Source organism: Streptomyces sp. NPDC051913 (assembly GCF_044593635.1).
GTDB lineage: Bacteria > Actinomycetota > Actinomycetes > Streptomycetales > Streptomycetaceae > Streptomyces.
Window position 1 is genome coordinate 244,598 of record NZ_JBIUCI010000005.1, and the last position, 17,719, is coordinate 262,316.

Genomic DNA, 17,719 nt, shown 5'->3' on the forward strand with positions numbered 1-17,719 from the left:
GTGCGGCTGGTGGCTCAGTGCGGCTGGTGGTGCTGCTCGAGTGTTGTTTAACTCACGAGTAACCATCGAGTGGAGATCAGAGTAGAGCGCGACCGCCGCCTGCGTAAGGGGCGACGGCCTGTCACTTCCTACAGAGCGCGACGTTACGCACGCGTAGGGGCCCGTCACGCTCACACGCGACGGGCCCCTGTTCCCACGGGAAAACGCGGTTACTTCTTGGCCTTGCCGGAACCCGCGCTGTCGTCACTGCTCAGCACGGCGATGAAGGCCTCCTGCGGAACCTCCACAGAGCCCACCATCTTCATCCGCTTCTTGCCCTCCTTCTGCTTCTCCAGGAGCTTCCGCTTACGGGAGATGTCACCGCCGTAGCACTTGGCGAGGACGTCCTTGCGGATGGCGCGGATGGTCTCGCGGGCGATGACCCGGGAACCGATCGCGGCCTGGATGGGCACCTCGAAGGCCTGCCGCGGGATGAGCTCGCGCAGCTTGGCGACGAGCCGCACCCCGTACGCGTACGCCGCGTCCTTGTGCGTGATCGCCGAGAAGGCGTCGACCTTGTCGCCGTGCAGCAGGATGTCGACCTTGACGAGGCTGGAGGTCTGCTCGCCGGTGGGCTCGTAGTCCAGGGAGGCGTAGCCGCGGGTCTTGGACTTCAGCTGGTCGAAGAAGTCGAAGACGATCTCGGCGAGCGGCAGCGTGTACCGGATCTCGACGCGGTCCTCGGACAGGTAGTCCATGCCGAGCAGCGTGCCGCGCCGGGTCTGGCACAGCTCCATGATCGACCCGATGAACTCCGAGGGAGCCAGGATCGTGGCCCGTACGACAGGCTCGTAGACCTTGTCGATCTTCCCCTCGGGGAACTCGCTCGGGTTGGTGACGACGTGCTCGCTGCCGTCCTCCATGTCCACGCGGTAGACCACGTTCGGCGCGGTGGCGATGAGGTCGAGTCCGAACTCGCGCTCCAGCCGCTCACGGATCACGTCGAGGTGCAGCAGACCGAGGAAGCCGACACGGAAACCGAAGCCCAGCGCGGCGGAGGTCTCCGGCTCGTAGACGAGCGCGGCGTCGTTGAGCTGGAGCTTGTCGAGGGCCTCGCGCAGCTCGGGGTAGTCGGAGCCGTCCAGCGGATAGAGCCCGGAGAAGACCATGGGCCTGGGGTCCTTGTAGCCCCCGAGCGCCTCGGTGGCCCCCTTGTGCTGGCTGGTGACGGTGTCGCCGACCTTGGACTGACGGACGTCCTTCACACCGGTGATGAGGTAGCCCACCTCACCGACGCCGAGGCCGTCGGCGCCGAGCATCTCGGGCGAGTTCGTCCCGATCTCCAGCAGCTCGTGGGTGGCGCCGGTCGACATCATCTTGATGCGCTCACGCTTGTTGAGCTGCCCGTCGATGACACGGACGTACGTCACGACACCGCGGTAGGAGTCGTAGACGGAGTCGAAGATCATCGCGCGGGCGGGTGCGTCGGCGACACCGACAGGGGCCGGGATGTCCCGGACGGCCCGGTCGAGCAGCGCGTCGACACCTACGCCGGTCTTGGCGGAGACCCGCAGCACGTCGTCCGGGTCGCACCCGACGAGGTTGGCGAGCTCCTCGGCGAACTTCTCGGGCTGCGCGGCCGGCAGATCGATCTTGTTCAGTACGGGGATGATCGTGAGGTCGTTCTCCATCGCCAGGTACAGGTTGGCGAGGGTCTGGGCCTCGATGCCCTGGGCGGCGTCGACGAGGAGGATGGTCCCCTCGCAGGCGGCGAGCGACCGCGAGACCTCGTAGGTGAAGTCGACGTGCCCGGGGGTGTCGATCATGTTCAGGATGTGCGTGTTGGTCTTGTCGTGGGTCGGAGCCCACGGCAAACGCACCGCCTGGGACTTGATCGTGATGCCACGCTCACGCTCGATGTCCATACGGTCGAGGTACTGAGCACGCATCTGCCGCTGCTCGACCACACCGGTCAGCTGGAGCATCCGGTCGGCGAGGGTGGACTTGCCGTGGTCGATGTGCGCGATGATGCAGAAATTGCGGATCAGAGCCGGGTCGGTACGGCTCGGCTCGGGCACATTGTTAGGGGTCGCGGGCACGCAGGGTCCTGTCTCTTGAGGCGCCTTATGCCTCGGGTCGGATCGATACGTAGGCTCCATGGTCCCACGGCGGGCGACCGGGGACCGTTTTGGGCCACCGGCCGCCCCCCTGGTAGCCTGGGTGGCTGTGTCTCATGCCCTCTCAGCGCGAGGCACACCCCAAGAAATCACCTGGCCCGGATCCCTCGCGGTTCCGTGCCTGAACCTGAAAAGGCTCAATCAGTGGCGAACATCAAGTCCCAGATCAAGCGGATCAAGACCAACGAGAAGGCCCGGCTGCGCAACAAGGCCGTCAAGTCCTCCCTGAAGACCGCGATCCGCAAGGCCCGTGAGGCTGCTGCCGCGGGTGACGTCGAGAAGGCCACCGAGTACCAGCGCGCTGCCGCGCGTCAGCTCGACAAGGCCGTCTCGAAGGGCGTCATCCACAAGAACCAGGCCGCCAACAAGAAGTCGGCGCTTGCTTCGAAGGTCACCGGCCTCAACGGCTGACACTTGATTTGACGCCGGAAGGACCCGAGCGGGCCCTCTCTCATCCGCTCCCGACCGGCTCCCCGGATCTGCGCGCGGCCTGCGTTCGCCACGCGGGCGCGGATCCACCATCGTGAACCGAAGGCCCCGGCACCCTCCCTTCCCCAGGGCGGAAGCCGGGGCCTTCGGCGTACCCGGGCCCGAGCTCAGGACCAGAACGCGTCGCTCTTCTCCATGTCCTCGACACACTCGTCGAGGTCGGTGACCTTGTCCCCGACGATGCGGAACACGATGCAGCCGGTGTCGTCCAGATGCCGCCCCTGCCGATCGGCCGTGACCCGGCACATGCCGACCGCGTGACCCCGGCCGTCGACGGCGATCCCGAGCATCTCCAGCCGCATCGACCCCTCGGTCTCCTCACCGAGCCGCCGGTACATGTCGAGGATCGCGTCCTGCCCCTTGAAGTCGCCCGAGAGCGGGTGAGTGCCGGGCACATGATGCGTGGCGTCCTTGGCGATCAGTTCCCGCAGGGTGTCCATGTCCCCCCGGGTGAAAGCCTCGAAGCCCTTGCGGACGAGCGTTGCGTGCGGATGTTCAGCCATGACCATCGCCACCTCTCCGTGATCTCGGCGATATGCGGCTGATGCCCCGATTGTCCTCCCCTCACCGGCAATCGTCACGACCCTGCCCACGGAACGCCGGTCAGGCCACACTCCGAGGCCGGCCCCAGCCGACCCGCCACGCGCCCCGGCACCGGACCGGACCGGACGCCGCCCTCCGCCTACGCCCTACCCGCGCCCCCGCGACCGCGCCGCCCGAGCGATCGCGACGACCGCCTTCTCCAGGGCGTACTCAGGATCGTCCCCGCCGCCCTTCACTCCCGCGTCCGCCTCGGCCACCGCCCGCAGCGCGAAGGCCACCCCGTCCGGCGTCCACCCCCGCATCTGCTGCCGCACCCGATCGATCTTCCACGGCGGCATCCCCAGCTCCCGCGCGAGATCCGCCGGCCGCCCGCCCCGCGCCGACGACAGCTTCCCGATCGCCCGCACCCCCTGCGCCAACGCACTGGTGATCATCACCGGCGCCACCCCGGTCGCCAGCGACCACCGCAGCGCCTCCAACGCCTCCGCGGCCCGCCCCTCGACCGCCCGGTCGGCCACGGTGAAGCTCGACGCCTCGGCCCGCCCGGTGTAGTACCGCCCGACGACCGCCTCGTCGATCGTCCCCTCGACATCGGCCACCAGCTGCGACACGGCCGACGCCAGCTCCCGCAGATCACTGCCGATCGCGTCGACCAGCGCCTGACAGGCCTCCGGCGTCGCCGACCGCCCCGTCGCCCGGAACTCCCCCCGCACGAACGCCAGCCGGTCCGCCGGCTTGGTCATCTTCGGGCAGGCCACCTCCCGCGCCCCGGCCTTGCGCGCGGCGTCGAGCAACCCCTTGCCCTTCACACCCCCCGCGTGCAGCAGCACGAGGGTGATCTCCTCGGCGGGCGCTCCGAGATACCCCTTCACGTCCTTGACCGTGTCGGCCGACAGGTCCTGCGCGTTGCGTACGACCACGACCTTGCGCTCCGCGAAGAGCGAGGGACTGGTCAGCTCGGCAAGGGTGCCGGGCTGCAACTGGTCCGAAGTCAGGTCCCGTACGTCCGTGTCGGCGTCGGCGGCCCGAGCGGCGGCCACCACCTCCTGCACGGCACGGTCGAGCAGAAGGTCCTCCTGGCCCACGGCAAGCGTCACGGGGGCGAGAGGGTCGTCATTCGCAGTCTTCCTGGCCATCGCGACAAGCATGGCACGCGCCACTGACAACGACCGCCCCCAAGCCCCGCCCCGGGCCCCGGCGCTCTACGGCCCTACGGCTCCTCCCGCCACCCGTCCCACTCCCCCGCGAACTCGTCCAACGCTCCGGGATCGAGCCGCCCCTCCTCGTCCCGCAGGACGATCAGCCACTGCGCGTCCTCCGCGTCGTCCTCCCCGGCCAGCGCGTCCCGCACCAGCTGCGGCTCCTCGGTCACCCCGAACCGCTCCCCGAGCTCTCGCGCCGCTTCCTCCGCGGCGTCCCGGTCGGGCAGCACCAGCACATGTCTCACATCACTCACGCCCCCATTCTCCGGCACCGCTCCGACACTCCCCGTCCGTCCCCGTCCCTCCCTGTCGACCGGCCCGGCCGAAGTCCCGCACCTCCGGCACCCGCTCCAGTGCGATCCCGAACCGCTCCCGGTACACCGCGAGCACCTCCTCGTCCGTCGCCGGCTCCCGCACCTCACGCGCCCCGTCCGCCGCCGTCACCGTGAGTCCCCGGCCGCTGAGCGTGATCCTCCCGCCGTCCTCCGTGACCCGCGAGCACACCAGCGACTTCGTGAAGTGCGACCCCGGCGAGGTGCTGTGCCACCATGCGCCCGCCACGAAGTCACGGAGCACCCGGGGCCGCGCCTCCAACCGGTACTGGGGCTTGCCGTCCATGACGACGTCCAGGTCCACCGCCTCGGCCGCCGCGAGCCCACCGCCCCGCACCCCGGCGGCGTCCGGCTCCGCCGCCACGACCCGGAAGACGCCCGCGGGATCGTGCTGCTCCTCCCGCGCCCCGATGGCCAGCGGCCGGTGGCTGAGCGCCCCGAAGCCCACGTCGGCCAGCCAGTCGCCCCCGTCCACCGTCCTCACCCGCAGCGCGAGATGGTCGTACGGAATGCCCGGCCGTCCCTCCTCCCCGTACACCCGGGCCGCGAGCAAGGTCACGTCGAAGCCGAGCGCGCCGAGCAACGCCCCGAAGGCGCCGTTGAGTTCGTAGCAGAATCCGCCCCGGTGCGCCCCCACCACCTTGTCCAGCAGCCGCTTCTCCTCCAGCACGATCTCCTCCCCGAGGTGCACCGAGAGGTTCTCGAAGGGCACGGTCCGCAGATGGCGCAGCTGAAGCTCGCGCAGCGCGTCCGTGGTGGGCCGCGCCGGGCGGCCGACCCCCAGACGGCGGAGATAGGCGTCGACCTGTACAGAGTCCATGCCTTCAGTCTCCGTCACCACGGCCTCCACCACCCCTGACCTCAACGGGCTTCAACCACCCGAGACGCGTAGCCCCTCCCCTGTCCCCGAGACCGCCAACGCCCCGTCCTCGTCCGTCCGCAGCACCACCGCGCCCAGGGCCCGCAGCGCGGCGACCGTGCCAGGTGCCGGATGCCCGTACGGGTTGTCCCTCCCGCAGGAGATCAGCGCCAACCGCGGGGCCACCTTCCGTATGAGCTCCGGGTCCTGGTAGGCGGAGCCGTGGTGGGCCACCTTGAGGACGTCCACGCCGCCCAGCAAGGCCCCCGCCGGCGATCTCGACAGCGCCTGCTGGGCCGGGGGTTCGAGATCGCCGAGCAACAGCAACCGCAGCCCCGCCGATCGCACGAGCAGCGTGACACTGGCGTCGTTCGGGCCGTCCGGTTCCGGTGCCACGAGCCCGGCCGGTGTTCCCGGTGGCGCGTTCGGCGGCGGGCTCGGCGGCGGCCACACGACCTGCCAGGACAGTGACCCCGTGCGCCGCTGCTCCCCGGCGACCGCGCGGGTGAGCGGAATGTGCCGGCGCGCCGCCTGCCTCCGTACGAACTCCACCTGGTCCATGGGCTCTTCGAACCCGGTCGTCTCGATCGCGCCCACCGCCCGCCCGCGCAGCACCCCGGGCAGGCCCGCCACATGGTCGGCGTGGAAGTGCGTCAGGACGACCAAGGGGACCTTGGTGATCCCGAGCGTGCGCAGACACCGGTCGGCCAACGCCGGGTCGGGCCCCGCGTCGACCACTACGCCGGTGCCGTCGCCCGCGGCGAGCACCGTCGCGTCGCCCTGTCCCACGTCACAGACCGCGAACCGCCAGCCGGGCGGCGGCCACCCGGTGACGACCCTGGTCAACGGCGGCGGCTGCACCACCGCCAGCACGAGCAGCGCCCCGCAGACCCCGCACCACCAGGGGTGCCGCAACAACCATCGACCGGCCAGGACGAGCACCCCCGTGACCACGGCGAGCAGACCCGCCCCGCCCCAGTTGCCCGGCCAGTCCACCCCCGCGCCCGGCAGCGCCGCCCCGGTACGGGCGACGTCCGCGATCCACCCGGCGGGCCAACTCGCACACCACGCCAGCACCTTGGCCACCGGCATCGCCATCGGTGCCGCCGCCAGCGCCGCGAAGCCCAGCACCGTGGCCGGCGCCACCGCGAACTCGGCGAGCAGATTGCACGGCACCGCCACCAGACTCACCCGTGCCGACAGCACCGCCACGACCGGCGCGCACAGGGCCTGCGCGGCACCGGCGGCGGCCAGCGCCTCGGCCAACCGCGGTGGCACCCGCCGCCGTTGCAGGGCCGCGCTCCAGCGGGGCCCGATCGTCAGCAGGGCTCCGGTGGCCAGCACCGACAGCAGGAATCCGTAACTCCGGCCCAGCCAGGGGTCGTACAGCACCAGCAGCAGTACGGCCGTCGCCAGCGCCGGGATCAGCGATCTGCGGCGTCCGGTCGCCAGGGCGAGCAGGACGACGGCACCGCAGGCCGCGGCCCGCAGCACGCTCGGGTCCGGCCGGCACACGACGACGAAGGCCAGGGTGAGGACGCCGCCGAGTACCGCTGTCGTCCGCAGCGGGATACCGAGCCGGGGCGCGAGCCCTCGCCGTTCGACCCGCTGGGCCAGCCCGGGCGGTCCGATCAGCAGGGCGAGGATGATCGTGAGGTTGCTCCCGGAGACGGCGAGCGTATGGGCGAGGTCGGTCGCCTTGAACGCCTCGTCCAGCTCCGGCGTGATCCGCGAGGTGTCACCGACGACCAGCCCCGGCAACAGCGCCCGCGCATCCCCCGGCAACGGATCGGTGGCCGCCCGCAGCCCCGCCCGGAGCCGCCCCGCGAACCGCTGCACCCCCGACGCCTCCGCCACGACCTGCGGCGCCTCCGCCACGACCTGCGGCGCCTCCCGGCCCGAGACCCGCGCCACCCCCACGACCCGGTCCCCGTCCCGCACCGTCGGCGCCAGCCGTGCACTCACCCGCACCCGCGTGGAGGGCAACAACCGAAGCCAGGCAGAAGCCGATGCCCCGGCACGGACACCCACCTGACCACCGGCCCCGAGCCCGACGTCGGCCCCAGCACCCACACCCGCACCCGCACCCGCACCCGCACCCGACGGTCCCTCGAATCCGGCACCCACGCCCAGCCGACCGTCTGAACCGACCCCTGCCGCCGCCCCCGTCCCGGCGGTCCCCGCCCCGCCCGCCGTCCGCCCACCAGATCCGTCCGGCGCCCCTCCCCCACGCCCACCCTCGCCCTCGCTCCCCGCCCCCACATCAACGATCACCAGCACCGGCGCCCGCGTCGCCACCGCCGCCCCGCCCGCTTCCTCGACCCGCCGCACCTCCGCGCCGATCAGCACGGAGGCCGGGGCCATGTGATCCCCCTTGACCCGCGGCCGGGTGAGCCGGGGATCCGAGGTGACCTCCAGCTCGGCCGTCACCGTGGCGTACTCCCGCACCAGCGCGGGAACCGGGCCCCTACGCAGATCGGCACCGTGCAACCCCGCGGAGGCGGCTGCCGCGGCGACGCACAGCAGCACGGCGGCGACCGCCACCCGACGCCCGGCACGCCTCCGCACCACCAGGAGCCCAACCCCCACGGCCAGGCATCCGACGGCGACGCCGATGACCCGTCCCGACGCGGCGTCCACCATCGTCGCCGCCGTCAACCAGGCGGCCAGCGCGGGCGGTACGAGTCGTAGGTCGGTCGGCCCCTCCTGCCGGGGGTTGGCCGCGCCCAACCGCGCGCCGGAGGAGGCGTGCACGGCCGGGCGCGGATGAGGTGCCGTCGACGGGGGCTCCGCAGGGCCAGGGACGCGACTCATGGCCGTACGAGATTCCGTAGGTCGGCGAAGCGACGCTCGCCGATGCCGTTGACCTCGCGCAGTTCGTCCACCGAGCGGAAACCGGCGTGCTGTGTGCGGTAGTCGACGATGTGCTGGGCCAGCACCGGCCCGACGCCGGGCAGGGTGTCGAGCTGGTCCACGGTCGCCGTGTTGAGGGAGACCGGCGCGGCGGGCCCGGCCCCCGCCACCGAACCGCCTGAGCCGACCGAGCCGCTTGCCCCCGCCGCGCCTCCCGTAGCCCCGGCAGGACCGGGCGCCACCCCGGCAGGAGCCCCCACAACGATCTGCTCACCGTCGATCAGAAAGCGGGCCCGGTTGAGCCCGGTGGTGTCCGCACCCGGCTTGACCCCGCCGGCCGCGCGGAGGGCGTCGGCGACCCGTGACCCTGCCGGAAGACGATGGATCCCGGGCTCCCGGACCTTGCCGCTGACGTCCACCACGATCTCCGCCGACGCCGTACCAGCCGCTCCGGACGCACCAGCCCCGGCCCCGCCCCCGGTCCCGGCCTCCGTACGTCGCTCCTCGGACGCCCGCTGCCCCTCGAAGGGCACCGCGGCCCGCACCACCTCCGGCGCCCGCACCGACTGCGTACGGCCGGTCCAGAAGTGCTGCACGGCGAAACCGGCCGCGACCACGAGCAGCACCGTGAGCGCCACCACGCTCCGCCGCTCCAGACCACACCTGGTCTGAAGCCACACCGGCATCCGCTCCCGCACCGCGAACCCGACCCGCACCCGCCAGTCACCCGGAGACGGAGACGGCGACGGCGACGGAGACGGATCCAACACCGTTGGGCTCAGAGCCGGAGAAGGAGCCGGATCCGAAGGAGGCGTCGGATGCGGACCATCCGCCCCCAACTCCCGCCACCCCTCGACCCGTTCCGGAAAGATGACCTCCGCGCGCCGCCGAAGCTCCTCCCCCGACGCATACCGATGCCGACCCCGACGACCGGTGGTCGGGGGACGTCGGCGATGACGGCTGCGGACATCCGAGGCAGGGCCGCGGCCCGGCCCACTGGTCGGGACAGCTGTGCGTGAACGTGATCGAAGTGCCATGCGCCGAGGATCCGGCACTTCACCCATCCGCGATGATCTTGCTCAATTCCCGGGGACAACCACCGAGTTGTGGATAACTCCACCACCCACACGAGTGACAGAACCCCGCACCCCGCCCACGGCCCCGCACACGGCCACGGCCACCGTCCCGTCACCGAGGGGAGACCACAGCCCCCAACAACCCGGGCCCCGTGTGTGCCCCGATCACCGCGCCGACCTCGCTCACATGCAGGTCCGCCAGCCCGGGCACCCGTGCCCGCAGCCGGTCCGCCAGGGCCGACGCCCGGTCGGGGGCGGCGAGATGGTGGACCGCGATGTCGACCTGTGCGCTGCCGGCGCGGTCGGCCACGATCTCCTCCAGGCGGGCGATCGCCTTCGACGCCGTCCGTACCTTCTCCAGCGGTTCGATGCGGCCGCCTTGCAGCTGGAGCAGCGGCTTGACCGCGAGGGCGGAGCCGAGGAGGGCCTGCGCGGCGCCGATCCGGCCGCCGCGGCGCAGATAGTCGAGGGTGTCGACGTAGAAGTAGGCGGAGGTGCCGGAGGCCCGCTTCTCGGCGGCCGTGACGGCCTCGTCGATGGTGCCGCCGCTCTCCGCGGCCTCGGCCGCCGCGAGCGCGCAGAAGCCGAGGGCCATCGCGATCATGCCGGTGTCCACGACCCGTACCGGCACCGGCGCCTCGCGGGCCGCGAGGACGGCGGCGTCGTAGGTACCGGAGAGTTCGGCGGAGAGATGGAGGGAGACGATGCCGGTCGCGCCGGCCTCGGCGACCTTGCGATAGGTCTCGGCGAAGAGCTGCGGGCTGGGGCGGGAGGTGGTGACCGGGCGCCGTTTCTGGAGCGCCTGGGCCAGCGACCTGGTCGAGATCTCGGTGCCCTCTTCGAGTGCCTGGTCGCCGAGGACCACGGTCAGCGGTACCGCGGTGATGCCGTGACGCTCCATCGTCCGCGGCGGCAGGTAGGCCGTTGAATCGGTGACGATCGCGACATGGCGGGACATGAGCTGGAGGTTACCTGCCGTAGCGCCCGGGCGGCAGCCCGACCCCTCGGGGCCGGGAGGGCCGTGGCCGGATCAAGTCGTGTTCTCGGGGCGGGGCTTCTTCTGCCAGGGGTAGGTGGGGCGGGTGGCCGGTGGCGTGATGGAGGCCTGGGTCGGTTCCTCGGCCGTGCGGGACCGCGGGGTCTCGGGCCAGGTCTGCCGGGAGCCCGCGCCGTCGGCGGCCGGGGCGTCGGGCCAGGACGGCGGGGACTGGGCGGCGGCCGGGTCCGTCGGCTCGGCCGTGGTCCAGTGGCGCAGTGCGCCGGCCTCCATGTCGATCTGGGTGCTCAGGGAGTCCAGGTCGTCGTCCGCGAAGCGGCGGGCCCGGTCGCGCGCGGCCCAGCGCAGGGAGTCCGCGGAGCGGGTGATGGTCTCGGTGCGCTCGCGCAGGGCGGGGAGCCGCTCGGCGAGGGTCGCGCGGTCGGGCTCGGACTCCAGTCGGCGCAGTTCGGCGTCGAGTTCGTGGCCGTGCGCGCTGAGCCGCTGGAAGAGGGCGAGGGACTCCTTGAGGGACTCGTCCTCGGCCACGCCCGCGTGCAGTGCGTCCTGGGTGGCGCGCATGGAGGTCCGCAGGCGCAGCCGCAGCTGGGCGACCTCGCCGGCGGGGCCGGGCTGCACCATGGACTTGGCCCGCAGGGTGTGGTCCTCGACCGTGCGGCGGGCCTGGGTGAGGGTGCGGTCCACTCCGCGCTTGGCGGCGCCGACCGCCTTCACGGTGGCGTAGGCGCCGAGCACCAGGACGAGCACGAAAAGCAGAGCGACGATCGCCAACAGTGCCTCCACTACGCTCCTCCTCCGACCGGGCGCGAGGTTCCACGCCCTTCCTCCACGGTAAACGCGACAGGCAGGTCCGGAGTTCCAGCGGAACCCCGAACCTGCCCGTAGCGAACCCCTAGGGGCAGACCGCGTCGCACACGGCCGGACGCCTACGCCGGAACGATGTTCACCAGCTTCGGCGCCCGCACGATCACCTTGCGGATGCCCGCCCCGTCCAGCGCCGCCACGACCTTGTCGTCGGCCAGAGCCACCTTCTCCAGCTCCTCGTCGGAGATGGTCGGCGAGACCTCCAGGCGGGCCTTGACCTTGCCCTTGATCTGCACGACGCAGGTCACGCTCTCGTCGACCACGTACGCGGGGTCGGCGACCGGCAGGTCCTGGTGGACGACCGAGTCGGTGTGGCCCAGCTTGCGCCACAGCTCCTCGGCGATGTGCGGGGCCAGCGGGGCGATCAGCAGCACCAGCGCCTCGGCGACGGACCGGGGCAGCGCGCCGCCCGCCTTGGTCAGGTGGTTGTTCAGCTCGGTGACCTTGGCGATGGCGGTGTTGAACCGCATGCCCTCCAGGTCGCCGCGCACACCGTCGATGGCCTTGTGCAGGGCACGCAGCGTGTCCTCGTCGGGCTCGGCGTCGGAGACGGTGACCTCACCGCTCGCCTCGTCGACGATGTTGCGCCACAGCCGCTGGAGCAGCCGGTACTGGCCGACCACCGCGCGCGTGTCCCACGGCCGGGAGACGTCCAGCGGGCCCATGGCCATCTCGTACAGGCGCAGGGTGTCGGCGCCGTACTCCTCGCAGATCTCGTCCGGAGTGACCGCGTTCTTCAGGGACTTGCCCATCTTGCCCAGCAGCCGGGAGACCTTCTCGCCCTGGTAGTAGTAGGCGCCGTCGCGCTCCTCCACCTCGGCGGCCGGTACGGCGATCCCGCGCGCGTCCCGGTAGACGTAGGCCTGGATCATGCCCTGGTTGAACAGCTTGTGGAACGGCTCCGCGGAGGAGACGTGGCCCAGGTCGAACAGCACCTTGGACCAGAAGCGCGCGTACAGCAGGTGCAGCACGGCGTGCTCGGCGCCGCCGACGTACAGGTCGACGCCGCCGTGCGGCTGGCCCTGGCGCGGGCCCATCCAGTACTGCTCGATCTCGGGGTCGACCAGGGCCTCGCTGTTGTGCGGGTCCAGGTAGCGCAGTTCGTACCAGCAGGAACCGGCCCAGTTGGGCATGGTGTTGGTCTCACGCCGGTACTTCCGCGGACCGCGCCCGTCGCCCAGGTCCAGGGTGACGTTGACCCAGTCCTCGTTGCGGGACAGCGGGGTCTCCGGGGAGGTGTCCGCGTCGTCCGGGTCGAAGGTGCGCGGCGAGTAGTCCTCGACCTCGGGCAGCTCCAGCGGCAGCATCGACTCGGGCAGGGAGTGCGCGACGCCGTCCTCGTCGTAGACGATCGGGAAGGGCTCGCCCCAGTAGCGCTGACGGCTGAACAGCCAGTCGCGCAGCCGGAAGTTGATGGTGCCCTCGCCGACGCCGGACCGCTCCAGCCACTCGGTGATGCGCGCCTTGGCCTCGGCGACGGGCAGGCCGTCCAGGGAGATGCCCTCGCCCGAGGAGTTGATGATCTTCGCGTCGTACGAGGCGAAGGCGTCCTCCCACGTGGAGGTGTCCGTGCCGCGGCCGTCGGTCGGTTCGACGATGCAGGTGATCGGCAGTTCGAAGGCGCGCGCGAACTCGAAGTCGCGCTGGTCGCCCGCGGGGACGGCCATGATCGCGCCGGTGCCGTAGCCCATCAGGACGTAGTCGGCGATGAAGACGGGGACCTGCTCGCCGTTGACCGGGTTGGTGGCGTAGGCGCCGATGAAGACGCCGGTCTTGTCCTTGGCCTCGGCCTGGCGCTCCACGTCCGACTTGGCGGCGGCCTGCGCGCGGTAGGCGGCGACGGCCTCGGCCGGGGTGGCGTGCCCGCCGGTCCAGACGTCGTGGGTGCCCTCGGGCCAGGCGGCCGGGGTGAACTTCTCGACCAGCGGGTGCTCGGGCGCCAGCACCATGTAGGTCGCGCCGAACAGGGTGTCGGGGCGGGTGGTGAAGACGGTGATGTTCTCGCCGTCGATCGGGAAGTCGACGCGGGCGCCCTCGGAGCGGCCGATCCAGTTGCGCTGCTGCAGCTTGATGGCCTCGGGCCAGTCCAGCGCGTCCAGGTCGTCGATCAGCCGGTCGGCATAGGCGGTGATGCGCATGTTCCACTGGCGCAGCTTGGCCTTGAAGACGGGGAAGTTGCCGCGCTCGGAGCGACCGTCGGCGGTGACCTCCTCGTTGGCCAGCACGGTGCCCAGCCCCGGACACCAGTTGACGGGCGCGTCGGAGGCGTAGGCCAGCCGGTACTCGCTCAGGACGTCGGCGCGCTCGGCGGCGGTCAGCGCGTCCCAGGAACGGCCACCGGGTACCGCACGCTCACCGGACTCGAACTGGGCGATCAGCTCGGCGATCGGGCGGGCCTTCTTCGCCTCGTCGTCGTACCAGGAGTTGAAGATCTGCAGGAAGATCCACTGGGTCCACTTGTAGTAGTCCGGGTCGATCGTGGCGAACGACCGGCGCTTGTCGTGGCCCAGGCCCAGCCGGCGCAGCTGGGCCTTCATGTTCTCGATGTTGGCCTCGGTGGACACGCGCGGGTGCGTGCCGGTCTGCACGGCGTACTGCTCGGCGGGCAGGCCGAAGGCGTCGAAGCCCAGGGTGTGCAGGACGTTGTGCCCGGTCATGCGCTGGAAGCGGGCGAAGACGTCGGTGGCGATGTAGCCCAGCGGGTGGCCGACGTGCAGGCCCGCGCCGGAGGGGTAGGGGAACATGTCCATGATGAACTTCTTGGGCTTGGCGACCAGCTCCGGGTCGCCCGCCAGGTCACCCTTGGGGTTCGGTGCGGCGTACGTGCCCTCGGCGTCCCAGAAGTCCTGCCAGCGTGCCTCGATCTCGGCCGCCATGGCGGCCGTGTAGCGGTGCGGCGCGGCATCCACCGACGTATCAGTGGGGGCAGCGGGGTTCGTCTCGCTCATGATCCTTAAGCTCCATCGATCGTCTCTGCCAGCGGCTGCGTCGTCCGGCTGTGACAGCCGGCAAATGAAAAATCCCCTCACACAGGAGGGGACGCCGCGCTGATGCCGACCCGTCCGGTTCACCGGCGGTCGGGACTGGTCAGCGCGGCTCGCTAAGCAGAAGGCGTACGGCACGCATGGCGTCAGGGTACCGCAGCCATTGAGCAAGCCGCGACGCGCTTACGTATGCCTCTCTATGGCCCCGGACATCGGGTACCGAACTGAACAAACGTCAAAAGTTACTTCGCGTAACACCCACTAAGGGACAACACAACAAGCCCACGGCCTTTTGATAACAACGCAATAACTCAAACCCCGTACCGATCGGTATGGCTCCACTTAGAGTGCGGCAGCGGGACCGCCTTCCCGAACTGCTCGGAGTTGCCCCCATGAACCCTCGTCGAAGTAACAGCTCGCTCCCCAGGCCCGGCCGCTCGGCCTACGGCATGGTGTCGGCTGTCGTTCTGCTCTTCATACCCGTGTTCGTGCTGGTAGGAGGTGACACGGTCCGCGACTTCCTGAACTTCGGCGCGGGCGTGCTGTCCCTCGTCTCCCTCAGCTGCTCGGTGATCTGGGGCCTGGTCGCCCAGGACCGGATCTTCCTCAACCCCAAACAGCGGATCATCGGCCAGGCCGTTCACCGGACGACCGCCGTCGGCTCGATCGCCTTCCTGCTGTTGCACATCACCACCAAGGTCGCCCTCGAACACACCCAGCTGATCGGCGCGATCATCCCGTTCTCGCTGGGCTTCACCGGCAGTGCGGGCCTGATCGGCCTGGGCTCGCTGGCCGGCCTGCTGATGATCTTCGTGGGCATCACCGGCGCCCTGCGCAACCAGTTCGCCTCCCCGGCGCCGGTCGCCGCCCGCTGGCGGGCCATGCACATGCTGGCGTACCCGGCCTGGTGCTTCGCGCTGGTGCACGGCCTGTACTCGGGCCGCGAGGCGAAGCCGATCTTCGTGATCCTCTACAGCCTCTCCCTGGCCGGCGTCATGGCCGCGCTCGCCCTGCGCGCGGCACCGCGCCCGGTCAAGCGCAAGGTCGCCGACCGGATCCAGGCGATCCTGGGCACCGAGGACCGGCCGGGCCGCGAGGAACTGGACGCGAGCCGGGCCAAGGTCGCCGAGGCCGCCTCCGCCCTGCCGGGCTACGAGAACGCGCGAGCCGCGCGGTCCCGCCCGGAGCCCTCCTACGAGGCGCCGGCCCCCGCCCCGGAGCCCGCGAACGGCTTCGCCGCCGCCTACCGCGCCGTCCAGCCCACTCCGCGCATCCCCCAGCAGCCGTCCTACGGCGCCGACCAGACCGCCCGCATGGACCTGCCCATGGACATGCAGCCCACACAGGCCGTGCCCCGCTACGACACCGGCGGCAGCACCTCGGGCAGCTGGCCGATCCCGTCCCCGCCGCCGGTCGGCGAGGCGCCCCCGTCGTCCTACGACCCGCTCCAGGACACCGGATACAACATCCCGACCTACCGCAATACGGACACGTCCGGATACGGCACGAGTGACGTGTACGACACCGGTGAGTCGAACGCCGCCTCCGGCGCGTACTACCCGAACGACACGTACAACAGCGGTCCCGCCACTGATCCAACGCCCGGTGACTCCTACGACTTCGGCGCACCGGGTTCGGGCGAACCTTGGAACATGCCTTCCGGAGGCTATAGGTGAACGAGGCCCTGCCCGACGTCCCAGAAGTCCGCGTGGTCGGTCTTCCCCAGCTCACGTCGGGCTTCGACCTTGTCGAAAGACTCGATCTGCCCATGCACCTGAAGGTGCACGGGCCGCTCGAACCCATGGGCGGCGAGCAACTCGCGAAGCTCGCCGAGAACATCAACCTGAAGGGCCGCGGCGGCGCGGGCTTCCCCTTCCACAAGAAGCTGCGCTCGGTCGCCGAGGCGGCCATCAAGCGCGGGGTACGACCGGTCGTCGTCGTCAACGGCAGCGAGGACGAACCGGCCTGCCGCAAGGACACGGTGCTCATCAACCGTGCCCCGCACCTCATCCTGGACGGCGCCCTGCTGGCCGCCGAGGCCCTGGGCGCCCGCACGCTCGTGGTGGGCGTCACCCGGGAGTCCACCCAGCGCTCCATGGAGGCCGCGCTCGCCGAACGCGGCCTGAGCAACGGCCGTAGATCCGCGCTACGCGCGCGTGTGCAGCGCAACCCCGTCCGTATGGTCACCGGAGCGGCGGCCTCGCTGATCCGCTCCATCGACGGCGGCCCGGCGATCCCGCCCGGCCGCAAGGTCAGCGCCTCCCAGAACGGCGTGGGCGGCGCACCCACCCTCCTGTCGAACGCCGAGACGTTCGCGCAACTGGCGATAGCCGCCCGCATCGGCCCGGAGCGCTACGGCAACACCGGGCTGTACGACGAGCCGGGCACCGTCATGCTCACCGTGTCCGGCGCGGTCGCCCGCCCCATGGTGATCGAGGCCCCCACCGGCGTACCCCTGCGGTACATCCTTCAGCTCGCCGGCGCCCCGCCCGTTCCGCAGGGCGTGCTCACCGGCGGCTACCACGGCAAGTGGATCGACGCGGCGACGGTCAACGAGGCGGTCGTCTCCCGCAACTCGCTGGACGCGGTGGGCGGTGCGCTCGGCGCGGGCGCGATCCTGCCGATCAGTCAGGAGACCTGCCCGCTGGGCGAGTCGCTGATGGTGGCCAAGTGGCTGGCCGAGGAGAGCGCGGGCCAGTGCGGTCCCTGCTACCTCGGCCTGCCGGCCGCCGCGCGCGGCATGGAGGACATCCTCAACGGCGGCGGACCGGCCGCCCTGGAGGCGCTCAAGCAGGTCGCCAAGAACGTGAAGCGGCGCGGCGCGTGCTCACACCCGGACGGCTCCGCGATGTTCCTGGAGTCGACCATCAAGGCGTTCACCGACGACCTCGCCGCCCATGTCCTCGGCAACGGCTGCGGACGGCCCGTGGAGGGCGTTCTGCCGCTCTTCGAGGGCGGCATGGCGCCCGCGGGCCTTCCGGGCGGTGCCACGTCCGAGGAGAACGGCCCCAGCCGCCAGAAGATCTACGTCGACTGGACCCTGTGCCGCGGCCACGGCCTGTGCGCCGACATCCTCCCGGAGGTCTTCGAGCTCGGCGCCGACGGGTTCCCCACGGTCGCCCAGGCCCAGGTCCCCCGCTACGCCGAGGCGAAGGCCCTCCGCGCGGTCCGCCGCTGCCCCGCCCTCGCCCTGCGCCTGGAGGAAGCGGCCCCGCGCGACAACAGCGCGTCCCGCAACCTCCCGGTCCTCTCCCAGGGCCGCGGCCGCCGGGCGCTGGGCCGCTGAACCGACAGCACGTAGGGGGCCGCCCGATCCGGGCGGCCCCCTACGGCATGTCAACTGCCCCTGGAAACGCAAGAATCC

At 71.4% G+C, this 17,719-nt stretch carries 13 protein-coding genes; 3 read left to right on the forward strand and 10 right to left on the reverse strand.

Annotation, left to right across the window (positions count from 1 at the left end):
* Nucleotides 1–209 precede the first annotated feature (209 nt).
* Nucleotides 210–2,078, reverse strand: a complete 1,869-nt coding sequence (lepA, locus tag ACIHIX_RS17140; protein ID WP_399956165.1) for a translation elongation factor 4 — start codon at nucleotides 2,076–2,078, stop codon at nucleotides 210–212.
* A 222-nt stretch (nucleotides 2,079–2,300) separates the two neighbouring features.
* Between lepA and rpsT the strand changes: the two genes are divergently transcribed.
* A complete protein-coding gene (gene rpsT / locus ACIHIX_RS17145; RefSeq protein WP_329339357.1) occupies nucleotides 2,301–2,567 on the forward strand; it encodes a 30S ribosomal protein S20 in 267 nt (88 codons plus the stop codon).
* 185 nt (nucleotides 2,568–2,752) lie between these two features.
* Here the strand turns inward: rpsT and ACIHIX_RS17150 are convergent, their stop codons facing one another.
* The 9 genes from ACIHIX_RS17150 to leuS form a co-directional block, all read right to left on the reverse strand.
* On the reverse strand, nucleotides 2,753–3,148 hold the full coding sequence (locus ACIHIX_RS17150) for a nuclear transport factor 2 family protein (RefSeq protein ID WP_399956168.1): 396 nt from the start codon (nucleotides 3,146–3,148) through the stop codon (nucleotides 2,753–2,755).
* 186 nt (nucleotides 3,149–3,334) lie between these two features.
* The gene (gene holA / locus ACIHIX_RS17155; protein ID WP_399956172.1) at nucleotides 3,335–4,324 is read right to left on the reverse strand and encodes a DNA polymerase III subunit delta; all 990 of its coding nucleotides are present in this window, start codon (nucleotides 4,322–4,324) and stop codon (nucleotides 3,335–3,337) included.
* Nucleotides 4,325–4,398: 74 nt separating this feature from the next.
* Nucleotides 4,399–4,644 carry a hypothetical protein gene (locus tag ACIHIX_RS17160; protein WP_399956175.1) on the reverse strand — a complete coding sequence of 82 codons (246 nt, stop codon included), beginning with the start codon at nucleotides 4,642–4,644 and terminating at the stop codon, nucleotides 4,399–4,401.
* Complete coding sequence (locus ACIHIX_RS17165; RefSeq protein ID WP_399956178.1) at nucleotides 4,637–5,542, reverse strand: arylamine N-acetyltransferase; 906 nt, start codon at nucleotides 5,540–5,542, stop codon at nucleotides 4,637–4,639. Before ACIHIX_RS17165 ends, ACIHIX_RS17160 begins: the two co-directional genes overlap by 8 nt.
* A 51-nt stretch (nucleotides 5,543–5,593) precedes the next feature.
* A complete protein-coding gene (locus tag ACIHIX_RS17170; RefSeq protein ID WP_399956181.1) occupies nucleotides 5,594–8,395 on the reverse strand; it encodes a ComEC/Rec2 family competence protein in 2,802 nt (933 codons plus the stop codon).
* A complete protein-coding gene (locus tag ACIHIX_RS17175) occupies nucleotides 8,392–9,471 on the reverse strand; it encodes a helix-hairpin-helix domain-containing protein (protein ID WP_399956184.1) in 1,080 nt (359 codons plus the stop codon). The genes ACIHIX_RS17170 and ACIHIX_RS17175 overlap by 4 nt, the downstream gene beginning before the upstream one ends.
* A gap of 151 nt (nucleotides 9,472–9,622) precedes the next feature.
* Nucleotides 9,623–10,468 (reverse strand): DegV family protein, encoded by an 846-nt coding sequence (locus ACIHIX_RS17180; protein ID WP_399956187.1) that lies wholly within the window; start codon nucleotides 10,466–10,468, stop codon nucleotides 9,623–9,625.
* Between the two features lie 72 nt (nucleotides 10,469–10,540).
* Nucleotides 10,541–11,290 carry a hypothetical protein gene (locus ACIHIX_RS17185; protein WP_399956190.1) on the reverse strand — a complete coding sequence of 250 codons (750 nt, stop codon included), beginning with the start codon at nucleotides 11,288–11,290 and terminating at the stop codon, nucleotides 10,541–10,543.
* A gap of 143 nt (nucleotides 11,291–11,433) precedes the next feature.
* Nucleotides 11,434–14,319 (reverse strand): leucine--tRNA ligase, encoded by a 2,886-nt coding sequence (gene leuS / locus ACIHIX_RS17190; RefSeq protein WP_399956193.1) that lies wholly within the window; start codon nucleotides 14,317–14,319, stop codon nucleotides 11,434–11,436.
* 428 nt (nucleotides 14,320–14,747) lie between these two features.
* On the opposite strand from leuS, the gene ACIHIX_RS17195 reads away from it, so the two are divergent.
* Together ACIHIX_RS17195 and ACIHIX_RS17200 are read left to right on the forward strand one after the other, a co-directional pair.
* Nucleotides 14,748–16,031 (forward strand): cytochrome b/b6 domain-containing protein, encoded by a 1,284-nt coding sequence (locus ACIHIX_RS17195; RefSeq protein ID WP_399956196.1) that lies wholly within the window; start codon nucleotides 14,748–14,750, stop codon nucleotides 16,029–16,031.
* On the forward strand, nucleotides 16,028–17,641 hold the full coding sequence (locus ACIHIX_RS17200) for an NADH-ubiquinone oxidoreductase-F iron-sulfur binding region domain-containing protein (RefSeq protein ID WP_399956199.1): 1,614 nt from the start codon (nucleotides 16,028–16,030) through the stop codon (nucleotides 17,639–17,641). Before ACIHIX_RS17195 ends, ACIHIX_RS17200 begins: the two co-directional genes overlap by 4 nt.
* The last annotated feature ends 78 nt before the right edge of the window (nucleotides 17,642–17,719 follow it).

Excerpts from the sequence above, each read along its gene's own strand:
- ACIHIX_RS17150 (WP_399956168.1), bottom strand. The coding sequence starts at position 3,148 with ATGGCTGAACATCCGCACGCAACGCTCGTCCGCAAGGGCTTCGAGGCT.
- holA (WP_399956172.1), bottom strand. The coding sequence starts at position 4,324 with ATGGCCAGGAAGACTGCGAATGACGACCCTCTCGCCCCCGTGACGCTT.
- ACIHIX_RS17165 (WP_399956178.1), bottom strand. The coding sequence starts at position 5,542 with ATGGACTCTGTACAGGTCGACGCCTATCTCCGCCGTCTGGGGGTCGGC.
- ACIHIX_RS17170 (WP_399956181.1), bottom strand. The coding sequence starts at position 8,395 with ATGAGTCGCGTCCCTGGCCCTGCGGAGCCCCCGTCGACGGCACCTCAT.
- ACIHIX_RS17175 (WP_399956184.1), bottom strand. The coding sequence starts at position 9,471 with ATGGCACTTCGATCACGTTCACGCACAGCTGTCCCGACCAGTGGGCCG.
- ACIHIX_RS17180 (WP_399956187.1), bottom strand. The coding sequence starts at position 10,468 with ATGTCCCGCCATGTCGCGATCGTCACCGATTCAACGGCCTACCTGCCG.
- leuS (WP_399956193.1), bottom strand. The coding sequence starts at position 14,319 with ATGAGCGAGACGAACCCCGCTGCCCCCACTGATACGTCGGTGGATGCC.
- ACIHIX_RS17195 (WP_399956196.1), top strand. The coding sequence starts at position 14,748 with ATGAACCCTCGTCGAAGTAACAGCTCGCTCCCCAGGCCCGGCCGCTCG.